18 protein-coding genes are annotated in these 22,331 nt (G+C 63.8%); 10 read left to right on the forward strand and 8 right to left on the reverse strand.

Annotated elements, in window-relative coordinates:
- The 5 genes from QP415_RS08045 to QP415_RS08065 all read right to left on the reverse strand — a co-directional run.
- A partial coding sequence (locus QP415_RS08045) for a putative T7SS-secreted protein (protein WP_336620000.1) occupies positions 1–1,418 on the reverse strand: 1,418 nt, incomplete at its 3' end.
- Between the two features lie 84 nt (positions 1,419–1,502).
- A complete protein-coding gene (locus QP415_RS08050) occupies positions 1,503–1,841 on the reverse strand; it encodes a hypothetical protein (RefSeq protein ID WP_016460225.1) in 339 nt (112 codons plus the stop codon).
- Positions 1,842–1,853: 12 nt separating this feature from the next.
- Positions 1,854–2,153 (reverse strand): WXG100 family type VII secretion target, encoded by a 300-nt coding sequence (locus QP415_RS08055; protein ID WP_016460224.1) that lies wholly within the window; start codon positions 2,151–2,153, stop codon positions 1,854–1,856.
- Positions 2,154–2,166: 13 nt separating this feature from the next.
- Positions 2,167–2,547 carry a hypothetical protein gene (locus QP415_RS08060; RefSeq protein WP_016460223.1) on the reverse strand — a complete coding sequence of 127 codons (381 nt, stop codon included), beginning with the start codon at positions 2,545–2,547 and terminating at the stop codon, positions 2,167–2,169.
- A gap of 53 nt (positions 2,548–2,600) precedes the next feature.
- Positions 2,601–3,632: a cation diffusion facilitator family transporter gene (locus tag QP415_RS08065; RefSeq protein ID WP_285099649.1), complete on the reverse strand. Its 1,032-nt coding sequence runs from the start codon at positions 3,630–3,632 to the stop codon at positions 2,601–2,603.
- A 200-nt stretch (positions 3,633–3,832) separates the two neighbouring features.
- Here QP415_RS08065 and QP415_RS08070 point away from each other — a divergent pair, with 200 nt between their 5' ends.
- Positions 3,833–4,822 (forward strand): malate dehydrogenase, encoded by a 990-nt coding sequence (locus QP415_RS08070; protein WP_009057671.1) that lies wholly within the window; start codon positions 3,833–3,835, stop codon positions 4,820–4,822.
- Positions 4,823–5,689: 867 nt separating this feature from the next.
- Here QP415_RS08070 and QP415_RS08075 read toward each other — a convergent pair.
- Positions 5,690–6,211, reverse strand: a complete 522-nt coding sequence (locus QP415_RS08075) for a GNAT family N-acetyltransferase (protein WP_285099650.1) — start codon at positions 6,209–6,211, stop codon at positions 5,690–5,692.
- A 565-nt stretch (positions 6,212–6,776) separates the two neighbouring features.
- Positions 6,777–8,378 carry a hypothetical protein gene (locus QP415_RS08080; RefSeq protein ID WP_285099651.1) on the reverse strand — a complete coding sequence of 534 codons (1,602 nt, stop codon included), beginning with the start codon at positions 8,376–8,378 and terminating at the stop codon, positions 6,777–6,779.
- Between the two features lie 487 nt (positions 8,379–8,865).
- Between QP415_RS08080 and purU the strand changes: the two genes are divergently transcribed.
- From purU to QP415_RS08115, 7 genes are all read left to right on the forward strand, one after another.
- Complete coding sequence (gene purU / locus QP415_RS08085; RefSeq protein ID WP_285099652.1) at positions 8,866–9,720, forward strand: formyltetrahydrofolate deformylase; 855 nt, start codon at positions 8,866–8,868, stop codon at positions 9,718–9,720.
- 269 nt (positions 9,721–9,989) lie between these two features.
- The gene (locus tag QP415_RS08090) at positions 9,990–10,487 is read left to right on the forward strand and encodes an adenylyltransferase/cytidyltransferase family protein (RefSeq protein WP_016460217.1); all 498 of its coding nucleotides are present in this window, start codon (positions 9,990–9,992) and stop codon (positions 10,485–10,487) included.
- Positions 10,484–11,278, forward strand: coding sequence for a CDP-alcohol phosphatidyltransferase family protein (locus QP415_RS08095; RefSeq protein WP_285099653.1), 795 nt, complete (start codon positions 10,484–10,486; stop codon positions 11,276–11,278). The genes QP415_RS08090 and QP415_RS08095 overlap by 4 nt, the downstream gene beginning before the upstream one ends.
- Positions 11,271–12,179 carry a glycosyltransferase family 2 protein gene (locus tag QP415_RS08100; protein ID WP_285099654.1) on the forward strand — a complete coding sequence of 303 codons (909 nt, stop codon included), beginning with the start codon at positions 11,271–11,273 and terminating at the stop codon, positions 12,177–12,179. Before QP415_RS08095 ends, QP415_RS08100 begins: the two co-directional genes overlap by 8 nt.
- Positions 12,176–13,579: a hypothetical protein gene (locus tag QP415_RS08105; RefSeq protein ID WP_285099655.1), complete on the forward strand. Its 1,404-nt coding sequence runs from the start codon at positions 12,176–12,178 to the stop codon at positions 13,577–13,579. The genes QP415_RS08100 and QP415_RS08105 overlap by 4 nt, the downstream gene beginning before the upstream one ends.
- The gene (locus QP415_RS08110) at positions 13,576–14,919 is read left to right on the forward strand and encodes a glycosyltransferase family 2 protein (protein ID WP_016460213.1); all 1,344 of its coding nucleotides are present in this window, start codon (positions 13,576–13,578) and stop codon (positions 14,917–14,919) included. The genes QP415_RS08105 and QP415_RS08110 overlap by 4 nt, the downstream gene beginning before the upstream one ends.
- A complete protein-coding gene (locus QP415_RS08115) occupies positions 14,916–16,433 on the forward strand; it encodes an O-antigen ligase family protein (protein ID WP_016460212.1) in 1,518 nt (505 codons plus the stop codon). Before QP415_RS08110 ends, QP415_RS08115 begins: the two co-directional genes overlap by 4 nt.
- Here the strand turns inward: QP415_RS08115 and QP415_RS08120 are convergent.
- The gene (locus QP415_RS08120) at positions 16,354–17,004 is read right to left on the reverse strand and encodes a hypothetical protein (RefSeq protein ID WP_048675302.1); all 651 of its coding nucleotides are present in this window, start codon (positions 17,002–17,004) and stop codon (positions 16,354–16,356) included. The genes QP415_RS08115 and QP415_RS08120 overlap by 80 nt on opposite strands.
- A 59-nt stretch (positions 17,005–17,063) precedes the next feature.
- Between QP415_RS08120 and QP415_RS08125 the strand changes: the two genes are divergently transcribed.
- A complete protein-coding gene (locus QP415_RS08125) occupies positions 17,064–18,551 on the forward strand; it encodes a flippase (RefSeq protein ID WP_285099656.1) in 1,488 nt (495 codons plus the stop codon).
- A 116-nt stretch (positions 18,552–18,667) separates the two neighbouring features.
- Positions 18,668–22,123, forward strand: coding sequence for a fibrinogen-like YCDxxxxGGGW domain-containing protein (locus tag QP415_RS08130; protein WP_285099657.1), 3,456 nt, complete (start codon positions 18,668–18,670; stop codon positions 22,121–22,123).
- Positions 22,124–22,331 lie beyond the last annotated feature (208 nt).

The raw sequence follows: 22,331 nt of genomic DNA on the forward strand, positions 1-22,331 counted from the left end.
CCAGCCGCGCCGGCAGCGTTCCCGCCAGCGTGCGTGGCGTGGCTCGCGCTACCAGCCGCGCCGGCAGCGTTCCCGCCCGCGTGCGTAGCATGGCTCGCGCTACCCGCTGCATCGGCGGCACTGCTGACACCATGGGAAGCGCCACCTGCACCGTTCGCAGCATGGCTCGCACCGCTGGCGATACCGCCGCCGCCAGCAGCGGCGTGCGTGGCGTGGCTGGCGCTACCAGCCGCATCGGCGGCCCCGCCGACTGCGTGTGTGGCGTGGCTGGTATCCCCGAGGGCCCCACCAGACCTCGCTGCGCGGCCCACGTCACCGACCCCATCCAGGGCGCCAGCCATGCCGTTGGCGGCGTGACCCAGGTCGTGGGCGTGGTCGGCTGCTCCGGCCAGGTGCTTTGCGGTGTTCGCCAGATCCGCGACGTCCGCCGCGGTATTCAAACCGTGGGCGCTGAGCTTGCCGACCATGTTCTTGCCGAGCTTCGCCAGGGAACGAATATCGTCGGGGTTAATCGGCAGGATCGCCTTAATGACCTCTTTGCCGATGCGAAGGGCGCGAGCCGTGCCGGTCAGGGCCTTCTCACCGGCAGACACGCCAGCACTACCGCCCATGGTCACAACCGCCATGATCACGTCGGGCAGGAGGTGGCCAATGGCGCGCGCGGGATCATCGGTCCACGTATCCCAGTCCAACAGCGCCTTACCGACGCTCTTCATGAAACCGACGGGATCGTTCCACAGCGCCTTCGCCATGCCCACGATCGTTTCGGCGGGGATTTCGTAGTGCTTGATGACGTACTCATCCCAGGTCATGTCGCCCATGAGGATGCGGCCGAAGTCCATCCAAGCCTCGCCGCCGCCCAGCTTCCACAACAGCTTCGCCAAATCGACAACGGCCTCGACAGCGCCGACCACAACCGAAGTGAACGTGCGCTTGACCGAATCCCACCACGTGCGCTCGGGCAGCTTCGCGATACCCGCATTCAATGCGGTAATCAGCAGGTCGCCGGCCTCGTTAACCTGGTCGACCAGCGTCTGGAAATCAGCTTCTGCCGCGGCCATCTGCGAGCGGCCCGGACCCTCATCACACGAGGCATCAAACATGGGCGAGCCACCATCAGCGGCGGCCTGGCTGCGCGCATCAGCCTGATTATTCTGCGCCTGCTGGACCGCGTCACGGCCCTGCTTCCAACGCGAACGAATCCCATCACACTGGCTCTGCGCCGACGCCAGCGTCGTCGCATACGACGAGTACGCCTCGGAGGCCGAAGAGAACGCCTCCTGGGCATCCACCCAGCCCTTAATCTGCACCTTGAACTTCGAGCGGAAATGATCAGCCGCGCGGCCCTCCCACCCATCAGCACTGAGGGAAGACAGGCCAGAATGAATATTCCCGAACTCGTCGGCGCGAGCCATCATCACCGCGGCACGCGTCGAAATACCACCAGGATCTCCACCGATCTTAAAAACCGGTGCACCATGCGCAACAACACCCACGTCAGATCACGCCCCCGAACCAACGACGGGAGACTGCCCCAACGCGTTCGCAGCCTGCTCAACCTTAGCCATGTGCTCTTTAGCCTTCTCCATGTACTCGCTATAAGCGCCCAAAGCGCCACTGACCGCACTGGAGGCAGCCTTGATCTCATCACGCAAGTCGTTCGTTCCCTTTTCCCACGTGTCCTGGAACGCGTCCGTGCGATCCCACACGTCAGGATTCTCCAGCATCCCCGAGTTAGGAACCCAGTCCTCCACGTCGTACTCCTTGGCCGCCTCCTCAAACGAGGACAATGACTGTACGAACGAGGACATGGCCTCCATGTCGACCTTAAAATCACTCACGATTGCCAATCCTTAACTGTCGATGCACGCAAACGCTTTAGACTCAGCGTGCTGACCCTCCGCCAGGATCTTCTCCATCGCATCAGCTGCCGCCGTCAGCAAATCCGCCAACTCTTCACCGCGCTTCTCCATGCGCTTGAGCGCCTCATCGCACGCCTTACGAGACTCGCCCGTCCAATCACCCACGGCGCTATGGACACCATCAGCGACGTCAGGAATGAAATCCTTCACCGTCGACACCCGCTGACGGAACACCTGAGCCATCTGGTTGGCGCTAGCCTCCTCAAAGACCAGCATCGAATCGCTACTCATCAATAAACCTCCGTCACGACTCCGACTGGGCCAGCTGCATCAGGTCGTCGAACACGCTGCCACCCGACGAATCGCCGCCGCCCGACTCCGACCCAGAGCCCGCCTGGACCAACGACTGAATAATCTCTTCCTCAGTGGCAGAAAACGACTGCTCAACCGCAATCAGGGCCTCAGCCAAACGACCTAGGTCGTCAAACAAAACACTCAGGGAATCGCCCCATTTAGTCAGTGCATTACCCAACGGCTCCATATACGAGCCATTAATCCCCGCCGATGCTGACGTTACTTCATCACCGATGGTGCCCACTGCCTGAGCAAAAGGTTCAGCGGTAGCCTCAATACCCTGGGCAGCCTCAATCAGCTTGCCCGGAGTGAAACCTACATCTGCGCTCATGGTCACAACCTACAAATCCGCTGACCGACTGTCAAGCGGCGCCTGTGTGTTCGCTAGTGCTCCAGGTGTTCGTGTTCGCGGTGTTTTGCGCATTCGAGCTGGAATGTGGAGTGCGCGATGGGGAAGTGGTGGCATGCGCATTCGCCCAGCTGGTGGACGATGAGGTCACGGCTGGGGCCGTCCGAGTCCTCGGAGACGGTGACGTGCGCGGTGACGGTCACCAGGTGTGAGGACACGGCGGCCACGTGCAGGTCGTGCACGTCGAGGACGCCGTCAACGTCCAGCATGTGGGCCCGCAGCTTGGTGATGTCCACGGTCGCGGGCGTCTGCTCCATGAGGATCGTGAGGGAGCGCCTCAGGAGGGAAAGCGCGCGCGGGGCCATGAGAACAGCGATCAGCAGCGACGCGATCGCGTCCGCGCGCGCCCACCCGAATGCCCACTCTGCGCCTGCCGCCAGGATCACCGCGAAGGATCCGAGCGCATCGTTCGCGACCTCCAGGAATGCTGCCTTCATGTTCAGGTTCGCGTCGCGCCCGCCCGCCAGGATCGCCAGAGAAACGACGTTCGCGAGCAGGCCGATGACGCCGACGAGGAGCATCGGGCCGACCTCGACCTTGGGCGGTGACGCCAGACGCCACGCGGCCTCCCACGCGACCATCACACTGATAATAAGGAGCATGCCGGCCTGCAGTGCGGCGGCCAGAACCTCGGAACGCGCCCACCCCCACGTGTGCTTCTCGTCGCGCGGGCGACGCGTCAAGTGTGCCGCGACGAGGGCGACAACCAAGCCGGACGCGTCGACAACCATGTGTCCCGCGTCCGCCGCCAGCGACAAGGACCCAGACCAGAAGGCGCCGAGCAACTCCGCGATTACGACGGCCCCCGTCACCGCAAGCGCCCACCCCAAGCGCTTGGTTGAGGCCCCCGCGTGGGAATGATCGTGGCTGTGGCCGCCCTGCTCGCCGCCCGCAGAGTGCGCGTGCTCGTGGGAGTGCGCCACGGCCTCGTCAATATGGGACGAGGCAGGGGCCGGGACCCGGGAGGAAGTGGGCTCGTGCGGGGCAGTGGGGTTGCTGTCGAACATACGCCCTACTCTACGGCAGGGCGGCATGAGCGGGGGAGAACCCAACCCACGTATATGTTGCAGATCACTGTTTGGCTGTCTCGTCTTGGGACTGGGTGCCCGGGTCGAACTGTGACCGACGACGTATCCTAGGGGCAGAGCGCGGAGAACACCGCGACTGAAGGGCACACGCCCACAGGAACTGTAAAGGAGCGCCAATCATGGCAGAACCTCGTATCGTCACCGTCACTGGCGCAGCCGGCAACATCGGCTACGCCCTCCTGTTCCGCATTGCTTCCGGCCAGCTGTTCGGCCCGGACGTGCCCGTCAAGCTGAACCTGCTGGAGATCCCCCAGGCCGTCAAGGCCGCCGAGGGCACCGCCATGGAGCTCGACGACTGTGCGTTCCCGACCCTGGCCGGCGTCGAGATCTTCGACGACGTGAACCGTGCGTTCCAGGGCACCAACGTTGCTTACCTGGTGGGCGCTATGCCGCGCCGCAAGGGCATGGAGCGCGCCGACCTGCTCGAGGCCAACGCGGGCATCTTCGGCCCCCAGGGCAAGGCCATCAACGACGGCGCCGCCGACGACGTGCGCGTCCTCGTCGTGGGCAACCCCGCGAACACCAACGCCACCATCGCCCAGAACGCAGCGCCGGACGTCCCCGCGTCGCGCTTCACCGCGATGATGCGCCTCGACCACAACCGTGCGATCGCGCAGCTCGCCCACAAGACCGGCGCTGCGAACGCCGACATCAAGGATGTCGTCGTGTGGGGTAACCACTCGGCCGACCAGTACCCGGACGTCTCCTTCGCGAAGGTCGCCGGCAAGCCCGCGACCGAGCTCGTGGACGAAGAGTGGCTGTCCAGCTACTACCGTCCCACCGTCGCCAAGCGTGGCGCCGCCATCATCGAGGCGCGCGGCGCCTCCTCGGCCGCCTCCGCCGCGAACGCTGCGATCGACCACATGTACTCCTGGATCCACGGCACCCCCGAGGGTGAGTGGGTCACCGCTGGCGTCATGTCCGACGGCACGCACTACGGCGTCCCCGCCGGCCTGAACTTCGGCTTCCCCGTCACCTCCGACGGTGGCGAGTGGCAGGTCGTCGACGGCCTCGAGATCTCCGACGCGACCCGCGCCGGAATCGACCACAACATCAAGGCCCTCCAGGAAGAGTACGACGCCGTCAAGGCGCTCGGCTTCATCAAGTGAGGCTACCGCCCTCGTGGCGGTTGGTGGGAAGGGCGCGAGCCCGGCTGATTGGCCGGGCGCGCGCCCGCATGTATGCGGGGGTGTTGTTGGGGTGGCGGTGCGCGTGAAACGCGCGTGAAACTGGTGTCGTCGGCCCTGGTGGCTCGTGAAACGTGCGGCAGACCCACGTCATGGGGTGCTTCACCAGGTGCGGCAGCAATGCACTAGATAGCGCGGCATTGCGCTAGATAGCGTGGCAATGCACTGCTTACTACCCAGTGCAATGCTGCGCTAAGTGGTGCAATGCCACTGAGCAACAAGCCTGCGCGCGGCGAGATCTGCCCGATAGCTGCTCCAACGAGATGTCAGCCGAGCCATGCCGGGCAGCCCTGCACTAGTGAGGGAGCATGACACCAGTGAGGGAGCGTTGCACTGGCTCCGAGCTGGTGTAATGCCCCGCTAAGTGGTGTAGAACCACTTAGATGCAAGCGTGATTGCGACCTAATGCCTACTACGCGTTGGTGAGGACCATGTGAGCGGCCACGGGTCAGTGAAATGGTGCGTAGTGTCGGACCTATTGGCAGGGGCCGAGCTGCCCCTGATGTGTATCCGCGCTGTCGCTTGTTGCCGATGAGGCCGTGCACCCGATCAGTGAGCATTGCGCCCGCCCTGATCGGGTGCAACGCTTCCCATCGGCTGTAGCGCTCCCTATCGGGTGGAATGCTCCCCAGTGGGTGCAGCCCCGCAAAAGTCGCATGCAATTCTCCCGAAAGAATTTCAAATGTTGAAATTAAAACGTTGAAATCATGCGGTTTCTGAGGTTCCGTCAATTTGCGTCAGCGGGGAATTGCATGCGAGATTGTTGGGTAAGTGCTTAAGGGTGAGAGCCTAGTGTGTTGTGGAGCTAGCTGGGGCGTCGCCGGGGAGTGCCTCTTTGAGCCAGTCGTAGGCGACGCGCTCCGTACCGTTGGCAACCGTGATGGTGCCGCACTCTCGGAATCCGAATGACTCGAGCGCACGCCGCATCGGGGCGTTGTCCTCGTGGGTGTCGCAACGCAGATAGTCCGCATGCTCCGCTGCAAAGCTGAAAATCGCCCGCGCGACTCCACGCCCGCGCACCGCAGCGACGCGGTGAATCACGTGGTACTCAGCCTCGGAATGCCATGCGCCGTCGATCTCGGCATAGGTCTCATCCGGTCCTGGAATGAAAGAAAAGACGGCGAGCTGACCAGCCTCATCCGTTACGAGGAAACAGCATTCGCGCGCGATGTCTTCCTCAGCGTCAATGCGGCCAGGATACCCGTCGGGCCACTGAGTCGTGTTCCCGTTCGCCTGCATGAACGCCCGGGCATGCACATACGCGCTCTCGATGAACTCGAGGTCATCAGGAGAGGCGATTCGAATATGCATATTACGAGAGTAAGGTCGCGGTTGTCGTTCCTTGGTCGACACGCCGTATTATTGCACTAATTCGCATTTCGTGAACTCAGAAGCTGATTTTTGACAATGATATCCATTTGAAAATGTTAGGGCTTAGAGCTGTTGATTAAGCCCTGTGTGATGCGCTATATTAAATGTAATGACGGTGCCGGTTTTACGTACGCATATTTTGGGAATTTGAGCCTGAGCTGCCCTGGGGTTGGGGTTGTCATAGTATTGTCAGTCAGTGTACTCAGGTGAAGAGTGGGAGAATGTGGCGCAGTATGGTACGCAAGGGTAGAAACTGTACGATCAAAATCGTAGTTGTTGGTTTCGAAGTGTTAGACTCCATTTATTTGACTGTTCATTACCTCCGGGCTCCGGAGTGAAAATCTGTAGCGCTCTCGGTGAGACGGTGGCTTGTTCTTTCGGGACCATTTGCTCCATGGTGTTCATTCTGCATGCATTTCTGTACTGTTAATTGTTAGCGTATGTGTGGCACAGTGGCGCTGTTGGGGTGTAGAAAAGTTTCTTAGGTGAAAACTGTGAGATAATTTCATTTATGGAACCTGGCCCAAGATATGTGAAGCAAGGAATCTGGTCCTCCGGTTTTCCAGCTAAAAACAGGTTGATTATATTTTGTTTCTTCGATGAAGTGAATAGGTTCTGAAGTTGTTGCATCAGTGGAAATGTCTAAAACCTTGAGGTGGTTTGAATCCTTATTTCTTAGGATTGTGTTTTGTGTAAATAGTAGGGCCGTTTTGACGTCTGTCTCCGACCTGTTGGCGATGTGAATTGGGATAGTATTTGCCGGAGTTGAAAATGTGTTTTGGCAAATGAGAATGTGGACATTGTTTTGGCTGTTAGGACTTGTGTGTATTTCTGCTGTTCTTTCGAAAGTTATGTAGAGGCATCTCTGAATTGTACATTTGCTGATTGAGACTATTGTATCGGGGTTTGTTGAAATTATGTCAATGTTTGAGAAGGAGCATTCTTTGATGAATATGTGCCGGGGTGATTTGTTTGTGTTGATAGGTTCGGCATTTGTGGATATGCGTAGTTCGGGGAATGGTTGATAGGTGTTCCGATCTGGGGCTTTTGTTTCGCTCTGTGTGAAAAACGAGCACCTCTCGAGAGTGATTTCTGGGGTGACAATGCCCTGCCCGAAGTTCTTGATATCTATGTGTAGGTCATTCGTGGATAAGTATATTATGGAATTTGAAGCTGAAATTTTGGGCGCGTCGGCTGGTAGGTTGTCGATGTGTATGTTGCAGGTGTTAGTTTGTCCAGAGACTGTGAGCGAATCGCGGAAATGGGCAGTGCTCCATTGTACCTGTGAAAGAGTTGAGTCCGTGATTGTGACTGGCTTGTGAAATATTGAGTCGCTAAAGTCTAGTGTGGCACTACTTACTGTGTTTGTGAGTCGAATTGATGTGAATAGGGTGCAGTCGGTGAGGTTGATTGGGTAAGTGGACCAGTCTGCGTGAGGTGTTCGCTTTGAAGGGGAAGTAATTCTAACAATAATTGACTGTAGTATCGCTTTTTGGACCTCGGTGTGGTCATGTTTGTCTCCCTCGTCAGGGAGGAGAAAGCCTTCGTGGCGAACCTGGATGCAGAGTGTGTCGATGATGTGGCGCTGTAGCTGCTGTTTTTCGGTGTCGTTCAGAAGGGCGCTATGGGCTGCTGAATCTGCAAGTTCGGCGAGTAGTGTAACTGCGCTGAGACGTAGGCCAGGATTCTTCGACCCGAGGAGCTGGAAAATGTGCTCACGGCGCTTCCAGTAGTCGTCGCGTTCGATTGCTGCCCTTGCTTGCTTTGCGTTGGCGGCATTATCGTGGCTCCTCTGTTGCCAAGCCGAGAACGCTAGACCTGCTCCGACAATCGTTACGCACAGTTTCATAGCTTCTGATGATGGCCAATGAGGCTGACCTCCCCAGAAGACTGCGAGCAAGAGGGGCCAGCGCAGTAGCCCTTCAGCAATAGCTAGTGGGGTCCACCAATGCATTAGACAGGCGGGCATGGGGGTTAGTCGTGCAGGTTCTTCCTCTTCCTGTTTGCAGTGCTTCCAGAACTTCTGTCTCCCGAAGAAGGTTCCTCGTGTCGAGGTGTCGTCCTTGGGCTCGTTTGCGCTCTTGTGCTCATTGGCGGCGGGGACCATGGTGGCTCCTTTGCTCTGGTTCACTGCTTCGCATCGTAGCAGGCTGTCCAAGGGGAACGGTCGTGCGCAGGCGGTCAAACCAGCTTTGGTGTCAAGCGAATGTTTACGCCGGTCCCGTGGCGTCGCAGTTCTACAGCGTGGAGTGTGGCAGCTGGGCCCGATGGGTGGTGCCGTGGGCCCATCAAGTGGAGAGTTAACCCGCTTGGTGGCAGTGCTGGCGGCGCGCCCAGGCCGCCACCTAAGGGGTTAACGTGCGCATTGAGGGGTTCAAGCCGCCACTCATCGTGCCTAGGTGCCTGACAGAGCCGATGCGCGCGGGCTGCGAGCGTGAAACATGCGTGAAACTGTCACCGTTCCAGCATGCAGTAATCCGCCGAGCAACAACCCCGCTCGCACAGACGCAACCCCACCCCGCAACCCCGTGGCATCTCCCGCAAAGCGTGCCCCGGCCTCGTTGGAGGGTATGAACCTGGCTAGACTGACCCCTATGACTGAAAACGCGCAGCTTGTTGTGACCCTGTCCTGCCCGGACCGCCCCGGCATCGTGCACGCCGTCACGGGCGTGATCGGCGAGTCCGGCGGCAACGTCATCCAGTCCCAGCAGTTCGGCGACCCCGACACGGGCACCTTCTTTATGCGCGTTGAGGTGGACTCCCCGCAGGGCCGCGCGCCGATCGACGAGGGCCTGACCCGCGTCGCCGAAGAATTCAGCGCCACCTACCGCGTCGACGACCTGGGCCGCAAGCTGCGCACCATCATCATGGTCTCCCGCGAGGGCCACTGCCTCACCGACCTCCTGTACCGCCAGCAAACCCAGGGCCTGCCCATCGACGTGATCGCGGTCGTCGGCAATCACCCGGACCTGGCGCCCGTCGCGCAGTTCTACGGCGTCCCCTTCCTCAATATCCCCGTCACGAAGGATACGAAGGCCCAGGCGGAGCGCCAGCTCCTCGACCTCATCGCCTCCGAAAACGTGGAGCTCGTTGTCCTGGCCCGCTACATGCAGATCCTCTCCGACGAGGTGTGCCGCGCCATGCAGGGCCGCGTCATCAACATCCACCACTCGTTCCTGCCCTCCTTTAAGGGCGCGCGCCCCTACGCGCAGGCTCACGATCGCGGCGTCAAGCTGATCGGCGCGACCGCGCACTACGTGACCGCCGACCTGGACGAGGGGCCGATCATCGAGCAGGACGTCACTCGCGTGTCCCACGCCGACTCGACGCCCGACATGGTGGCGCTCGGCCAGGACGTGGAGCGCCGCGTCCTTGCCCAGGCCGTCCGCTTCCACGCGGAGCGCCGCGTCCTCATGAACGGCAACCGAACGGTCGTCTTCTCCCGCTGACGGCCTCGCAAGAACGTCCCGACGAGGCCGGGGCTCGGCAGGTGCGCGGGCTGAGCCTGACCGCCCGCCTGCCGCCTGGATCGCGTGACACCCCGCTCGCGTGTCGCGCCTGTAACAAGGCGACGTGCGGCCATCTGGTCATATTTGTGCGACAAATCGGGCTCGGATGGCCTGTCTTGTCACTTGGTGGGGAACGCTCAGACGTGATCTTTCGGTCATTTAGCGGGTAAGTGTCGCATTGACCGCCTGATAAATGGCACACTTATTACGTGGACGAAACGACTCAGCATCGCACCCCCATCACCGGCTACGTGCCCGGGGGTTTTGACATGTTCCATCAGGGACACCTCAACATCCTGCGCGCCGCGCGTGAGCGCTGCGATCGCCTTGTCGTCGGCGTGACCTCGGACGAGGCCCTCATCCGCATGAAGGGCCGCGCCCCCGTCATCCCGCTCAAGGAACGTTGTGACCTCGTGTCGTCGCTGCGTTTCGTGGACGCGGTTGTCGTTGACCTGGACCAGGACAAGCGCCTCGCCTGGCGCCTCCAGCCTTTCGACGTCCTCTTCAAGGGTGACGACTGGAAGGACACTCCGAAGGGTGCCCAGCTTGAGGCCGAAATGGCCGAGGTGGGCGCGCGCGTCGTCTACCTGCCGTACACGCCGTCGACGTCGTCGACGAAGCTGCGCCGCTTCATCGCCCCCGAGGACTTCTCTGACGAGGCCCCGGCGCAGGATGCGGACAAGGCACCGGAAGGAGAGCAGCAGTGAGTCTGCCCGTCGTGCTTGAGCCGGGTTCCTCCTGGGGGACTCGATTTAGTGCGTATCGAAGCGCGCTTGCCGCCGCCCAGAAGCCGGGTGCGGGCGTTCCCGCGTACATGCGCTGGGTCAACCGCGGTGCGGCGCGGGTCGTGGCCGCCGCGTGCGCAGCCTTCGGCTGGACCCCGAACTTCGTCAGCTTCATTTCCGTGTGCTTCTCGACGCTGGGCCTCATCGTCCTCGTCGCGCTTGAACCCGCGTGGTGGACGGGCCTCATCGTGGGCACGGCCCTCGCGGTCGGCTTCATGTTCGATTCTGCGGACGGCCAGGTCTCGCGCGTGACGGGTGCGTCATCGAAGACGGGGGAGTGGGTGGATCACGTCGCCGACGCGTTCCGTTCCCCGGCAATCCACTTCTGCACCGCCGCTGCGGTCATGGTCTACCGCCCCGAGTCGTGGTGGCTGGCCATCGTCGCGCTCGTTTACGGCTGGGTGACGTCGGGCCAGTTCATGAGCCAGATCCTCGCCGAGCAGTTCGTGCGCGCGGCGGGTCGCAAGCAGACGCGCGGCGGGAACCTGCGTTCCTTCGTGCTGCTGCCCACCGACCCGGGTGTGCTGTGCTGGTCCTTCGTACTGTGGGGTTTCGGCGTGCCTTTCATGGTGCTCTACACCTTCCTCGCGGTTATTGCGGTCGCGCACTCCTCGATCTCGTTGCGTCGCCGCTACCGCGACCTGCGCGCCCTGGACGTGGCCGCCAAGCAAGAGGCCAAGCAGGGAGCCAAGCGGGGGGAGTCCCGTGCCTGAGCTGTCCGTCCTGCTGCCCGCGCGCAACGCTGCCGGCACGATCACGCGCGCCGTGGCCTCGACCCTGGCGGCGATGCCACGCGACGCCGAGCTGGTCGTCGGCAACGACTCGTCGTCTGATTCGACGGTCGGCGAGGCCATCCGCGGCGCGTCGCGCGGGGGAGTGGTCGATCCGCGCCTGCGCATCGAGGACATCACCCCGGGTGAGGGGGGCGTGTCCCGCGTCCTCACCCAGCTCATGGAGCGCACCGACTCGCGCCTCGTGGGCCGCATGGACGCCGACGACGTGTCCCTCAAGGGTCGCTTCAAGCGCACAATGCGCGCCATCGAGCGCGGCGACGACATGGTCTTCACGCAGATGATCGAGCTGCGCGGCTCCCGCCCGGTTCCGCGCATGCCCTACGAGATCACGCCCGATGACATGGGCTGGCACCTGCTGCTCACCAACCCCGTGTGCCACCCGACGATGCTGGCCACTCGCGAGATCATGGACCGCGTGGGCGGCTACCGCTCGGTCCCCGCCGAGGACTACGACCTGTGGATGCGCGTCGCCTCCGCAGGCGGTCGCATCCGCCGCATCGCGCCTTGGGGTCTGCTCTACCGCATCCACCCGGGCCAGGTCACCGGGAACGCGTCGTGGCGCTCGGATTCGTGGAAGAATCCTGAGCAGGCCCAGGCTTTCGCCGACCTGTCGCGGTCCCTGACGGGCCAGGAGCTGCCGCGCCTGGTCTCGCTCGTTTCGCTTCCTCGCGAGGAGGCCGAGCGTGAGCTCGACCGATTCGTGCAGGTCTACACTCAGGGGGTCGCGTCTCGACCCGCATCGTCTCGCCGCGCTCTCGAGCGCCGGCTCAATGCGCGCGCCGTGTGGGTGCGCTCTCACCTCCAAGGAGAACAGTCATGATCCTGACCCCTCCGCCTTCGGGCGGCCAGCAGATCCTTCGTCACGCGCTGGCTCGTCGCTGGGCCTCGATCGTTGCGGGGACCGTGGTCGGCCTGGTCGTGGGTGTCGCCGCAGCTTTTGCCGCGCCCGTGTCGCACTCGGCGACCGTGTCGATGACCGTGACGTCTCCGTCCCCGACGCCGGCCCCCGTCGTGCGCGCCTCCCTGTCGAACACGACGGACATGGTGACCGAGCAGGGGATCGCGAAGTCCGCTGCCGTCCTCGACGCCGCGGCGGAGCAGCTCGGTGGCGGCCTGACCGCTGCCGACCTGCGTTCCAACGTGGAGGTCTCGGGCGACACGAACGGTACGATCGTCAAGATCGAGTACGTGGCCCCCACGCGTGAGCAGGCCGTCGCGGCCGCCGACGCGATTTCTGCCGCCTATCTGAAGGAGCGCACCGCCCTCGTCGAGCAGCGCGCCGACGAGATGGCCGAGGGCGTGAACGAGCAGATCAAGGCCCTGGAGACTGAGCTTGCAGGCCTGACACCCACGGTCGACGAGGACGGCAACGCGAAGGACAACCCGCGCGCCGCCGAGATCACGACCGAGCTGACGAAGCTCGCAAAGGAAGCCGAACAGCTCGCTCCCTACCACGCCACCGCCGGCCGCGTGATTACCTCCGCCGAGGCCTCGGCCGACGAGGTGTCGCCCTCCAAGGGCCGCCTGATCCTCATCACGACCGTCGTCGGCGTCTTCGCTGGCCTGGTCCTGGTTCTCATCCGCGAGACCCGCTCGCGTTCCCTGGCCTCGCCCACGCAGCTGGCCGACCTGACGGCCCTGCCCGTGTGGAGCGCCGAGGAGGGAACCCCCGAGCCGTGGCTCGCCCCCACTCGTATGCTCGCCATGGCGATCGACCGCGACCACTGGGTCGACCTGATCGTCGACGCCTCCGACCCGCAGGCGCGTGACCTGCACCGCGTCCTGTCGGCCTCGCTGGCTGAGACCCGCGTGCCCGCGCCGCGCCTCATCGACATCAAGCAGCCGCTGGCCTCCCTGCTGGACGAGGTCCGCCCCTCCCGCCACGTCCTCGTCGCCGTGCGCAAGGGCCACGACCTCAAGGAACTGCACGCCCTCCTCGACGAGCTCGCCATTATCAACCGCGAGGTGAACGGCATGATCTACCTGGGCGACCAGGTGGTTGCGTCCGCCGCCTCCGCTCCCGCGGCTCCCGCCCGCTCCGCTGAGGTCATCGTCCCCACGGACGAGGCCGAGGCTGCCGACCAGGCTCCGGCTGAGGAAGCCGCCGACTCCGAGAAGGCATCCGCCGAGTCCGCTCCGACAAAGGAAACGGAAGACACCGCCGAGTCCAAGAAGTCGGGCAGCAAGGGCACGACTTCCTCGAAGAAGGGCAAGAAATGAGCGCCGAGGAGACCACCGTGGTCGACGCAAAGGCGGCCTCCATCTGGCACGTTGACCGCACGGCGCGCGTCTCCCAGCTGATTTCGGGCGACCCGTCGGATCCGCGAGCGCTCGTGCTCGTGCGCGATAACGGTCGCAACTCCGCGTTCGTCGAGATTGACGGAACGGACCACCCAGAGACCGATCCGCGTGTGCTCGAGGTCGAGCCGGCCCCTGCGCGCGGCTGGGAAGAGGGCGCTGGCGCAGACGTGGACGCGACTGTCGTCATGTGCACGGTCGGCTCCTGCGACATGCTCGAGGACGCTGTGCGCGCCATCCTCGCGCAGGATCATCAGCGTTTCACGCTCGTCGTCGTCGATAACGCGCCGGAGACGGGCCTGACCCGCGAGAAGCTCGCGGGCATCGAGGACACGCGCCTGACCATCGTGTCGGCGTCGCGTCCGGGGCTGTCGCGTGCCCGTAACCGCGGTGTGCTCGCTGCTCGCGGTGAGGTCATCGTCTTCACGGACGACGACGCGATCGTCGACCCGCATTGGCTGACCGCCATGATCGACCCGTTCACGGCCTCGCCGTACGTGGCCGCGACGACGGGTATCGCCCTGCCGCTGGAGCAGCGTTACGCGCCCCAGCGGTGGTTTGAGTCGCGCGGCGGCTTCCCCAAGGACATGTCCCCGCGCGTGTGGTGCGTCGGCGATATTCCCGAGGGCCTGGAGGCTCTGGGTGAGAAGGGTGACGGCGGCCCGCTGTTCCCGATTACGACCGCCCGCGTGGGCGCGGGCGTGTGCATGGCGATGCGCCGCGACGTCCTCATGGAGGTTGGCCCCTTCGACCCGGCTCTGGGGGCTGGCACCTCGACGCGCGGCGGCGAGGACCTCGACATGTTCGCGCGCATCCTGGCCACGGGCGACGTCATCGTCCACACGCCCGACGCGCTCGTGCACCATCGTCACCGCGTCGACGAGGCCGGTCTCGACAAGCAGATTCGAGGCAACGGCTCCGGTATGGCTGCTCTCCTGACGAAGGCAATTATCGCGAAGCCCTCCGTGCTCGGTACCCTGGCAACACGCGTGCCCGGCATCCTCAACCGCGTCAAGCCCGGAGGCGCCCGCGTCGCCGGCACCGATGAGGACGTGCCCGGCTCGCTCACCACCTCCGAGATCAAGGGTTTCCTCGAGGGCCCCTTCCTGTACCTGTCCTCGCGCAACCGCAACAAGCTCGGTGCCCCGCGCCAAGCCCAGCAGGCGAGCGCGCAGGGCAGCGCATCCCCGTCGAGTAGCGCTGAGGAGGCCCAGGCCTCGTCCGCGACCGAGACGACCGGCGAAGGGAACGGACACGCGTGAGCCCGCGTCGAGGACTCTGGGCCAAACCCGCCCCCGCCCGCATCGGGCCGCTGAGAGAGGACGCGCAGGACCTACCTGCGTGGCCCTTCGTCGTGGCCTATTCGGCGTATTTTCTGTGGTGGGTGCTCGGCTCCGGTGACCTGATGTGGCCGCTGTTCGCGACCGTCATGCTCGTGTTCATGATCGGTCGACACGGCCTGCGTTTCCCGCCCGGGTCCATCCTGTGGGTGTTCTTCCTGGCGTGGGTGCTGGCCTCGATGACGATGCTGGATACGGGCGGGCGCGTCATCGGCGCGTTCTACCGTTTCTTGCTGGAGCTGTCGCCCGGTGTCTTTGCGGTCTACGCGTTTAATGCGCGCAAGTCCCTGAGCGTGCGCACGATCGTGGGCGCGATGTGGGGCTTCCTGGCCTCGACCACCATCGGCGGATTCATCGCCATGGCGGCTCCGACGCTGCGCTTCAAGACGCTCATGTACTACCTGGTGCCGCGCGCCCTGCACTCCAACGACTTCGTCAAAGAGTTCACGAAGCGCGCGACCACCCAGTGGAACCCGTCGTCCTGGATCCTGTCCGACCCGCGTCCGTCCGCCCCCTTCATCTATTCGAACACGTATGGCAACGTCTATTCGCTGATCTTCCCGCTCGCGCTCGTCTTCGCGTACGTGCTGTGGCGCGAGCGCTCCAAGTGGCGTTTCATCGTGGCCGCCGTGTGTGCTCTCTCGGTCATCCCGGCGGCGGCGACGCTCAACCGCGGCATGTACATCGGTCTCATCGTCATCGTCGTGTGGGTGGGTTTCCAGCGCCTGCGAGCGGGTGCCTGGCGTACCGTCCTGGGCATTATCGCGGCGATCGCCGTGGGCGTGGGCGCGTGGCTGGCGACCCCGGCCTCGCAGTCGCTCCTCGAGCGCGTCGCGGCCTCGTCCTCGACGGAGGACCGCGCCTCCAACTACCTGGAGACCCTGTACGAGCTCCAGCAGTCCCCGCTCCTGGGCTTCGGCGCCCCGCGCCCCTCAGCCTCGCCGTGGCTGCCCTCCCTGGGCACGCAGGGCCAGTTCTGGACGGTCATCTTCTCCTACGGCCTGGTCGGCCTGGCCCTGTTCCTCGCGTTCTTCCTGCGCATGTTCCCGCGCATCTGGCGCGCCACGGACGTGTACGGCTCAATCCTGGGCGGCATCATCCTGGCGACCCTGGTGGAGCAGTTCTACTACGGCATGAACACGGGCCTGATGATCTCCGTCGTGGCGGTCGCGCTCCTGTCGCGTCACCTGGAGGAGGAAAGCGACCCGATCAAGCGCGCCCAGGCCGAGCGTGAGGGCGTCGCGAGCACCGGCGGCGTCGCGGGAACCGTCCGCGCCGAGCGCGCCGTGCGTATGGGGCAATGGACAAGCCCCGCCGCGAACGACGGGGCTTTTGCCACTGCGATGCTTGAGCGACTCAACAAGTCGGGTCGTCGGGGAACGAGAAACCGGACAGCTTCCAGGTCTCACCGTCCTTCACAAACTGAAAATAGGTGAGGGCGCGGGTCATGGTCGTGTCGTCCGTCAGCGCAGTGCCCGCGTCGTTGAGGACGCGAACGTTAGAGGAGTCGACGCACGCCGAGACCGTAATGTTGCCCGCCCCGTCATCGCTGATGATGTGGACGTCCTCAAGGGTCGGCGTGCCCGTGGCGTGGGTGCCGTCCCTGGTCCACTCGAGGGCCTGCGCGTCGAACTCCTCCAGCGCGGAAGCGGTGAGCACGGAGGACAGGTCGGTGGCGCGCGCCTGCTCGGGGTCCGCGTACGCGTCCCACAGGGTGTTCATGACGAAGCTGGCCTGCCCGGCGGCCTCAGAATCCGTGGCCAGCGAGCCGGACGCGTTGGCCGGGCCTCCCGACTGCGGGGCGATGGTCTTGGGAACGGACTGCGGAATGTCTGACTGCGTATCGTCGAGGCTCTGCGTGCCGGACGCAGCGGATGCCGCCGCGTCGGTGTCGGACGAACCCGTCAGGCGCACAAAGCCGACGATGACGAGCGCGATGATCAGCGCGATGGCGGCTGCCAGCAGAATCTTCTTGCGAGCAGGGGAGAGCGAGTTGATGAAGTCCATGTCTATCCCATCGGTAGGTTATAGAGAAAGGCTACCGCGTGGTAGCGGGAAGGTTAATCATGAGTGAGGCAAATCAAGCCAGGCGTTCCCTCGCGCGCGGGGGCATCGTCGGCTTCGTCGGAGCGGCCGCCTCGGCGGTCCTAGGCTTCGCATTCACGATCATCCTCTCGCGCATGCTTGGCGCGCAGGGCGCGGGCATCGTCACCCAGGCGACAGGCGTCTTCGCGATCGTCATGGCTCTGGCCAAGGTGGGCCTCGACTCCACCGCCATCTACCTGATGCCTCGCCTCTCCCTGGACGCACCCGAGGAGATCCGCGCGACCCTGTCCTTCATGGCCTCCATGACGGTGGGCGTGTCCACCGTGTGCGTCCTCATTCTCGAGGCCGTGGCCCCCTTGATCTGGAACGCTGACGTCGCCGCATCCACCCGAGCGGTGCTCTGGTTCGTGCCGATCGGCGCCCTCACCCTGGTTGCCTCCGCCGCCCTGCGGGCGCTCGGCAACATGCGCGAGTACGTCCTCGTCCAAAACCTGCTCCTGCCCGGCCTGCGCCCCCTCCTCGTCGCGCTCGCTGCCGCGTTCACCGGGTCGCTGGCCTTCGTATCGATCGCGTGGGCGCTGCCCTTCGTCGTCGTCCTGGTGGCCTCGTGGTGGCTCCTGCTGCGCCACATGCCCTCGGCCGCGGACTCCGTGGGGCGCTGGCCCAGTGCGCGCCGCCGCCGACAGGTCATCTCCTTCGCCCTGCCTCGAACCCTCACCGCGGGCCTCGAGCAGGCGCTGCAATGGCTGGATGTCCTCCTCGTTGGCCTCCTCGCGGGGGACGCGGCCTCGGGCATCTACGGCGGCGCGATCCGCTTCATCCAGGCGGGCATGGTCGTCGACACAGCCCTGCGCGTCGTCGTCTCCCCGCAGTTCTCCAAGCTTCTGCACCAGGGTAAGACCAAGGAACTGCGCGACCTGTACAGCACGGCCTCGATCTGGCTCGTCCTGTTCGCCGCACCCATCTACGCGCTCATGGCGATCTACGCGCCCGCCCTGATGCGCATCCTCGGCGACGGCTTTGCCCCGGGCGCGAACGTCCTCGTCGTGCTGTGCATCGGCTCGATCGTTACTTTCATGGCGGGAAATATTCACTCGCTGCTCATCATGAGTGGCCGCTCGGGGTGGGCCGCGATCAACAAGATCGTGGTCCTCACCCTCAACGTTGTGGGTAACGTCATCTTTATTCCTCGCGGAGGAATGGTGGCTGCGGCCATCGTGTGGGCCGTGTGCATGGTGCTTGACGCTGCCATGGCAACCGTTCAGGTCTCGCGTTTCATCGGTGTGACACCCAAATTGTCCGAAGTGGTCAAGCCTATCCTCATGGTCGGCGTGTCCGCGGTGATTCCGGGCGGGTGTATAGCGTGGTGGCTGGGGCGTGATTCCTTCGTTGCGACCGTTGTCGGCTCGACTCTCTCGATCCTTGCTTTTGCTTGTGTTTGCTGGGCGTTCAGGGATCGTCTCCACCTGTCGGGACTTGGGTCCCTCGCGAGGAGTCGTCGGGGCTGAAAATGGGGTGCGTGATGCATCTGTGAAAGTGGGTCTTGACCAACCGGTTGATCTAACAGGGATTGTTGTGTAATTATTTATGCAACAAGTTCCCGTTATCTCCGAAAGGTCGTGTCATGGCTTCCGCACTTTCGCGCCTTGCAATCCTTGCAACCGCGCCGATTGTCGCCTGCGCTTCCCTCGCTATCGCTCCGATGGCTCAGGCTGTTGGTGCAGGTCAAGGGGATTCTGCACCCGGTCAGGCTGCCGTTCATGATGGTCTGAGTGCTGCCACCGCCGCAGCGTCGTGCTGGGATATTAAACAGCGGAATCCCGAGGCAACGGACGGAGCCTACTGGCTCCAGACTCCCGCGATGGATCACCCCGAACAGTTCTTTTGTGACCAGACGACAGACGGTGGCGGTTGGGTCATGGTCGGCCGTGGTCGCGAAGGATGGGAATCCTGGAGCGGCGGCAAGGGCGATCCCGCGAAGCTGACCTCCCGCTCGCGCACCCCGGGCGACTTCGATGTCGTTCAGCTGTCCAACAAGGCCATCACCGAGCTGCTCAACAACGAGCCGGTCAAGGATCAGGCTGACGGTGTGCGCGTCATGCGTTCCTGGAGCGCCTCGGGCCGCTCCTACCAGACGGTCGACCTGCAGTTCCCGAAGATGACGGACTTCGTGTGGCCTTTCAAGATGGCCCACCCGATCAACATTCAGCTTGATAAGGGTGGCTGGCGCTCCGGCGTCATGTGGAGCCAGACCGGCTACGACAATGAGTGGAACGGCCTGCAGACCTACCCGAGCGCCCGCACGACGGGCTGGCTGATGGGTTGGGGTTACGGCGCGCAGGCCTCTAACTGGGGCGGCGACGTTTCCTCTGCCAACTCCTTCTTCCGTAAGTCCGGCCTGACGGTCTTCCCCTACGCCGAGGTCTACGTGCGTCCGCACATCTCCTCGGACTCGTCCTCCTTTACGCGCATCCCCGACGAGGGTATGAGTGGCTCCACCGTCTCTGGAGCGGTTTCCAACTTCGCCGCGAAGACCTCGTGGGGCGTGAGCGGTAACCTCAATGGCTCTTATGCCGAGGGCAGCATCCAGGTCCAGGCGCTTGCTCAGGTCGGTTCCACCATGTACGTGGGCGGCAACTTCACCGGCGTTAAGCAGGGCGACAAGGGCGCGGAGATCTCCTCGCGTGGCCTCGCCGCCTTCGACGTGAACACCGGTAACTTCACCGGCCAGACCTTCGACTTTAACGCCCAGGTCAAGGCCCTCCTGGCTCTGCCCGACGGACGACTCCTCGTCGGCGGCGACTTCACCCGCGTCAACGGCGAGACCCACGTTGGTACCGTCGTCATCAACCCCTCGACCGGCCAGATCGACCCCTCCTGGGACCTGCAGATCGTCAACGCGTTGCGCGGCGGTTCTGTGAGCGTGCGCGCCCTGACCTACTACGACGGCAACGTCTACCTGGGTGGCTCCTTCACCCACCTCTCGGGCGGCGGCAGCTCTAAGGTCTACGCCCGCAACGCCGGACGCGTCTCCCTGAGCGGACGCCCCGATCGCTCGTGGAACCCTGAGATCAGCGGCTCCGTCCAGGCAGTCGGTGTGTCCGAGGCCAACAGCGCCTTCTACGCGGGCGGTCACTTCACCACCGCGCACGGCAACCAGCGCGCCTGGTACGCGGCCAAATTCTCCACGCAGGCCGGTGCCGCTCTGGATACGGGCTTCTCCTTCGAGCCCTCGGCTCCCTCCGCGGGCAAGTATCAGCAGACCATCTCCTCGGCGGGTGACCGCGTGTACATCGGCGGATCCGAACACTCCCTGTTCGGCTACGACGCCGCCAGCAACCAGCGCCTCTCCGGTGCCATGATGTTCAGCAACGGCGGCGACCTGCAGGCCAGCACCGTCTCCGCGAAGGGCGTCATCTACGGTTCCTGCCACTGCTCGGATGCGACGTACCAGGACATGTACACCTGGTCCATGAATATGTCCTGGTCTCGTGTCGACGAGATTAAGTGGGTCGGCGCCTGGGATGCTGCCACCGGCGAAAGCCTCAAGTGGACACCCTTTGAGCTGTCCTCGCGCCGCAAGACCGGTGCCTGGGCCCTGACCACTGACAGCAACGGCAACCTGTGGGTGGGCGGCGACTTCACCCTCTCCCACACCGACGCCACGCACACCCAGTGGAACGGCGGCTTCGCCCGCTACGACAACCGCGACAACGTCGCGCCCGAGGCACCGACCCTGCTGCGCTCCTCCGCAGCCACAGCCTCGACCGTGACCCTCGCATGGGAAGGCGTCTCCGACGCCGTCTCCTACGAGATCCTGCGCGACGACCGTCCGATCGCCACCTCCACCACCACCAGCGTTGAGGTGCCGCGCGGCGGCGAGAACCGCTTCTTCGTGCGCGCCGTGGACGCCGAGGGCAACCGCTCCGCGACCACCCCGGTTTACACCGCGCCGGCCTACGGCCAGGTCGATCCGGCCAACCCCGTCCTCCTCGAGGCGGGTGCCACCTGGAGCTACCGCGCCGAAGCCAGCGCCGCGCCCGAGAACTGGGCCCAGGCCTCGTTCGACGACTCCGCGTGGCCGACCGGCGCGGCACCCCTGGGCTACGGCGATGCTGCGATCGCCACCCAGATCGCCGCCAAGGGTACGCGCCCCGTGACGACCTACTACCGTTCGCACTTCCAGGTGGCCGACGCGAACGCCCTCAAGGGTGTCACCGTCAAGTACCTGGCCGATGATGGCGCCGTCGTCTACGTCAACGGCGTCGAGGTGGACCGCACCCGCATGGGATCCGGCACGGTCAGCTACACGACCCGCGCCGACGCTGCTCCCAACTATGCTGCGGCCTCCGCCTCCCCCTCCGAGGTCTTCGTCCCCGCCTCCGCGCTGAAGACCGGTGACAACCTCATCGCAGTGGAAACGCACGTCAACTACCTGCGTACCCCGACCGTGTCCATGCAGGCTTCCATCGTCCGCGTGGACGGCGCGCCGGAGAACAACAGCTCTGTTCCCTCCGATCGCAACAATGAGCCCGACGACGCGACGAAGCCGATCGACGCGACCACCGTCAAGTCCGGCACGGTCATCGACACCGGCGCCGAATGGAACTACTGGACCTCCACGAACGAGCCGTCCTCCGACTGGGCCACCACCGGCTCGCTCGCGAGCTGGAACCGCGGCTCCGGCCCGATCGGCTGGGGAGACTCCGGTGCGGCGACCGCCCTCGACATTGCGAAGAACGACCGCGCGGTCACCTACTACTTCGCACGCGACATCGACCTGGGAACGATCAGCGCGAACACCGCTCTGACCGTGAAAGTTCGCGCGGATGACGGCGTCGTCCTGCGAGTCAATGGCAAGGTCGTCGACACGAAACGTATGACCAATGGAAACATTACTCACACGACGTACGCGAACACAGCCGTGAGCGCCGCCAAGGCTTCCTCCGACCTGCTTGAGGTCACCATCCCCGCGAGCCTCTTGACGAGCGGCGTGAACCGCATCGGCGTCGAGGAACATCTCAACTACAAGGGAACGCCCTCGATGACCTTCGACCTGAACGCAACTCTTGTCAAATAACGGAAAACCGTGCTTCTTCGCTCGTGTTCGCGAGAAGTCGGAGCTGCTGACAACGCATCTTGACAACTCGTGAATCAGGCTGACAAGTGGAGCCCCTGCCGTGATGGCGGGGGCTCCCTTGTATGTGGTCAAGCACTCCCGTTTTGCGCTAACCAAGTGGTTGAGCGGGGGCGATTAACGTGACACTATAGAAGTAACCATTTACGCA

The sequence above is a fragment of the Pauljensenia sp. UMB3104 genome, assembly GCF_030217285.1.
Taxonomy (GTDB): domain Bacteria; phylum Actinomycetota; class Actinomycetes; order Actinomycetales; family Actinomycetaceae; genus Pauljensenia.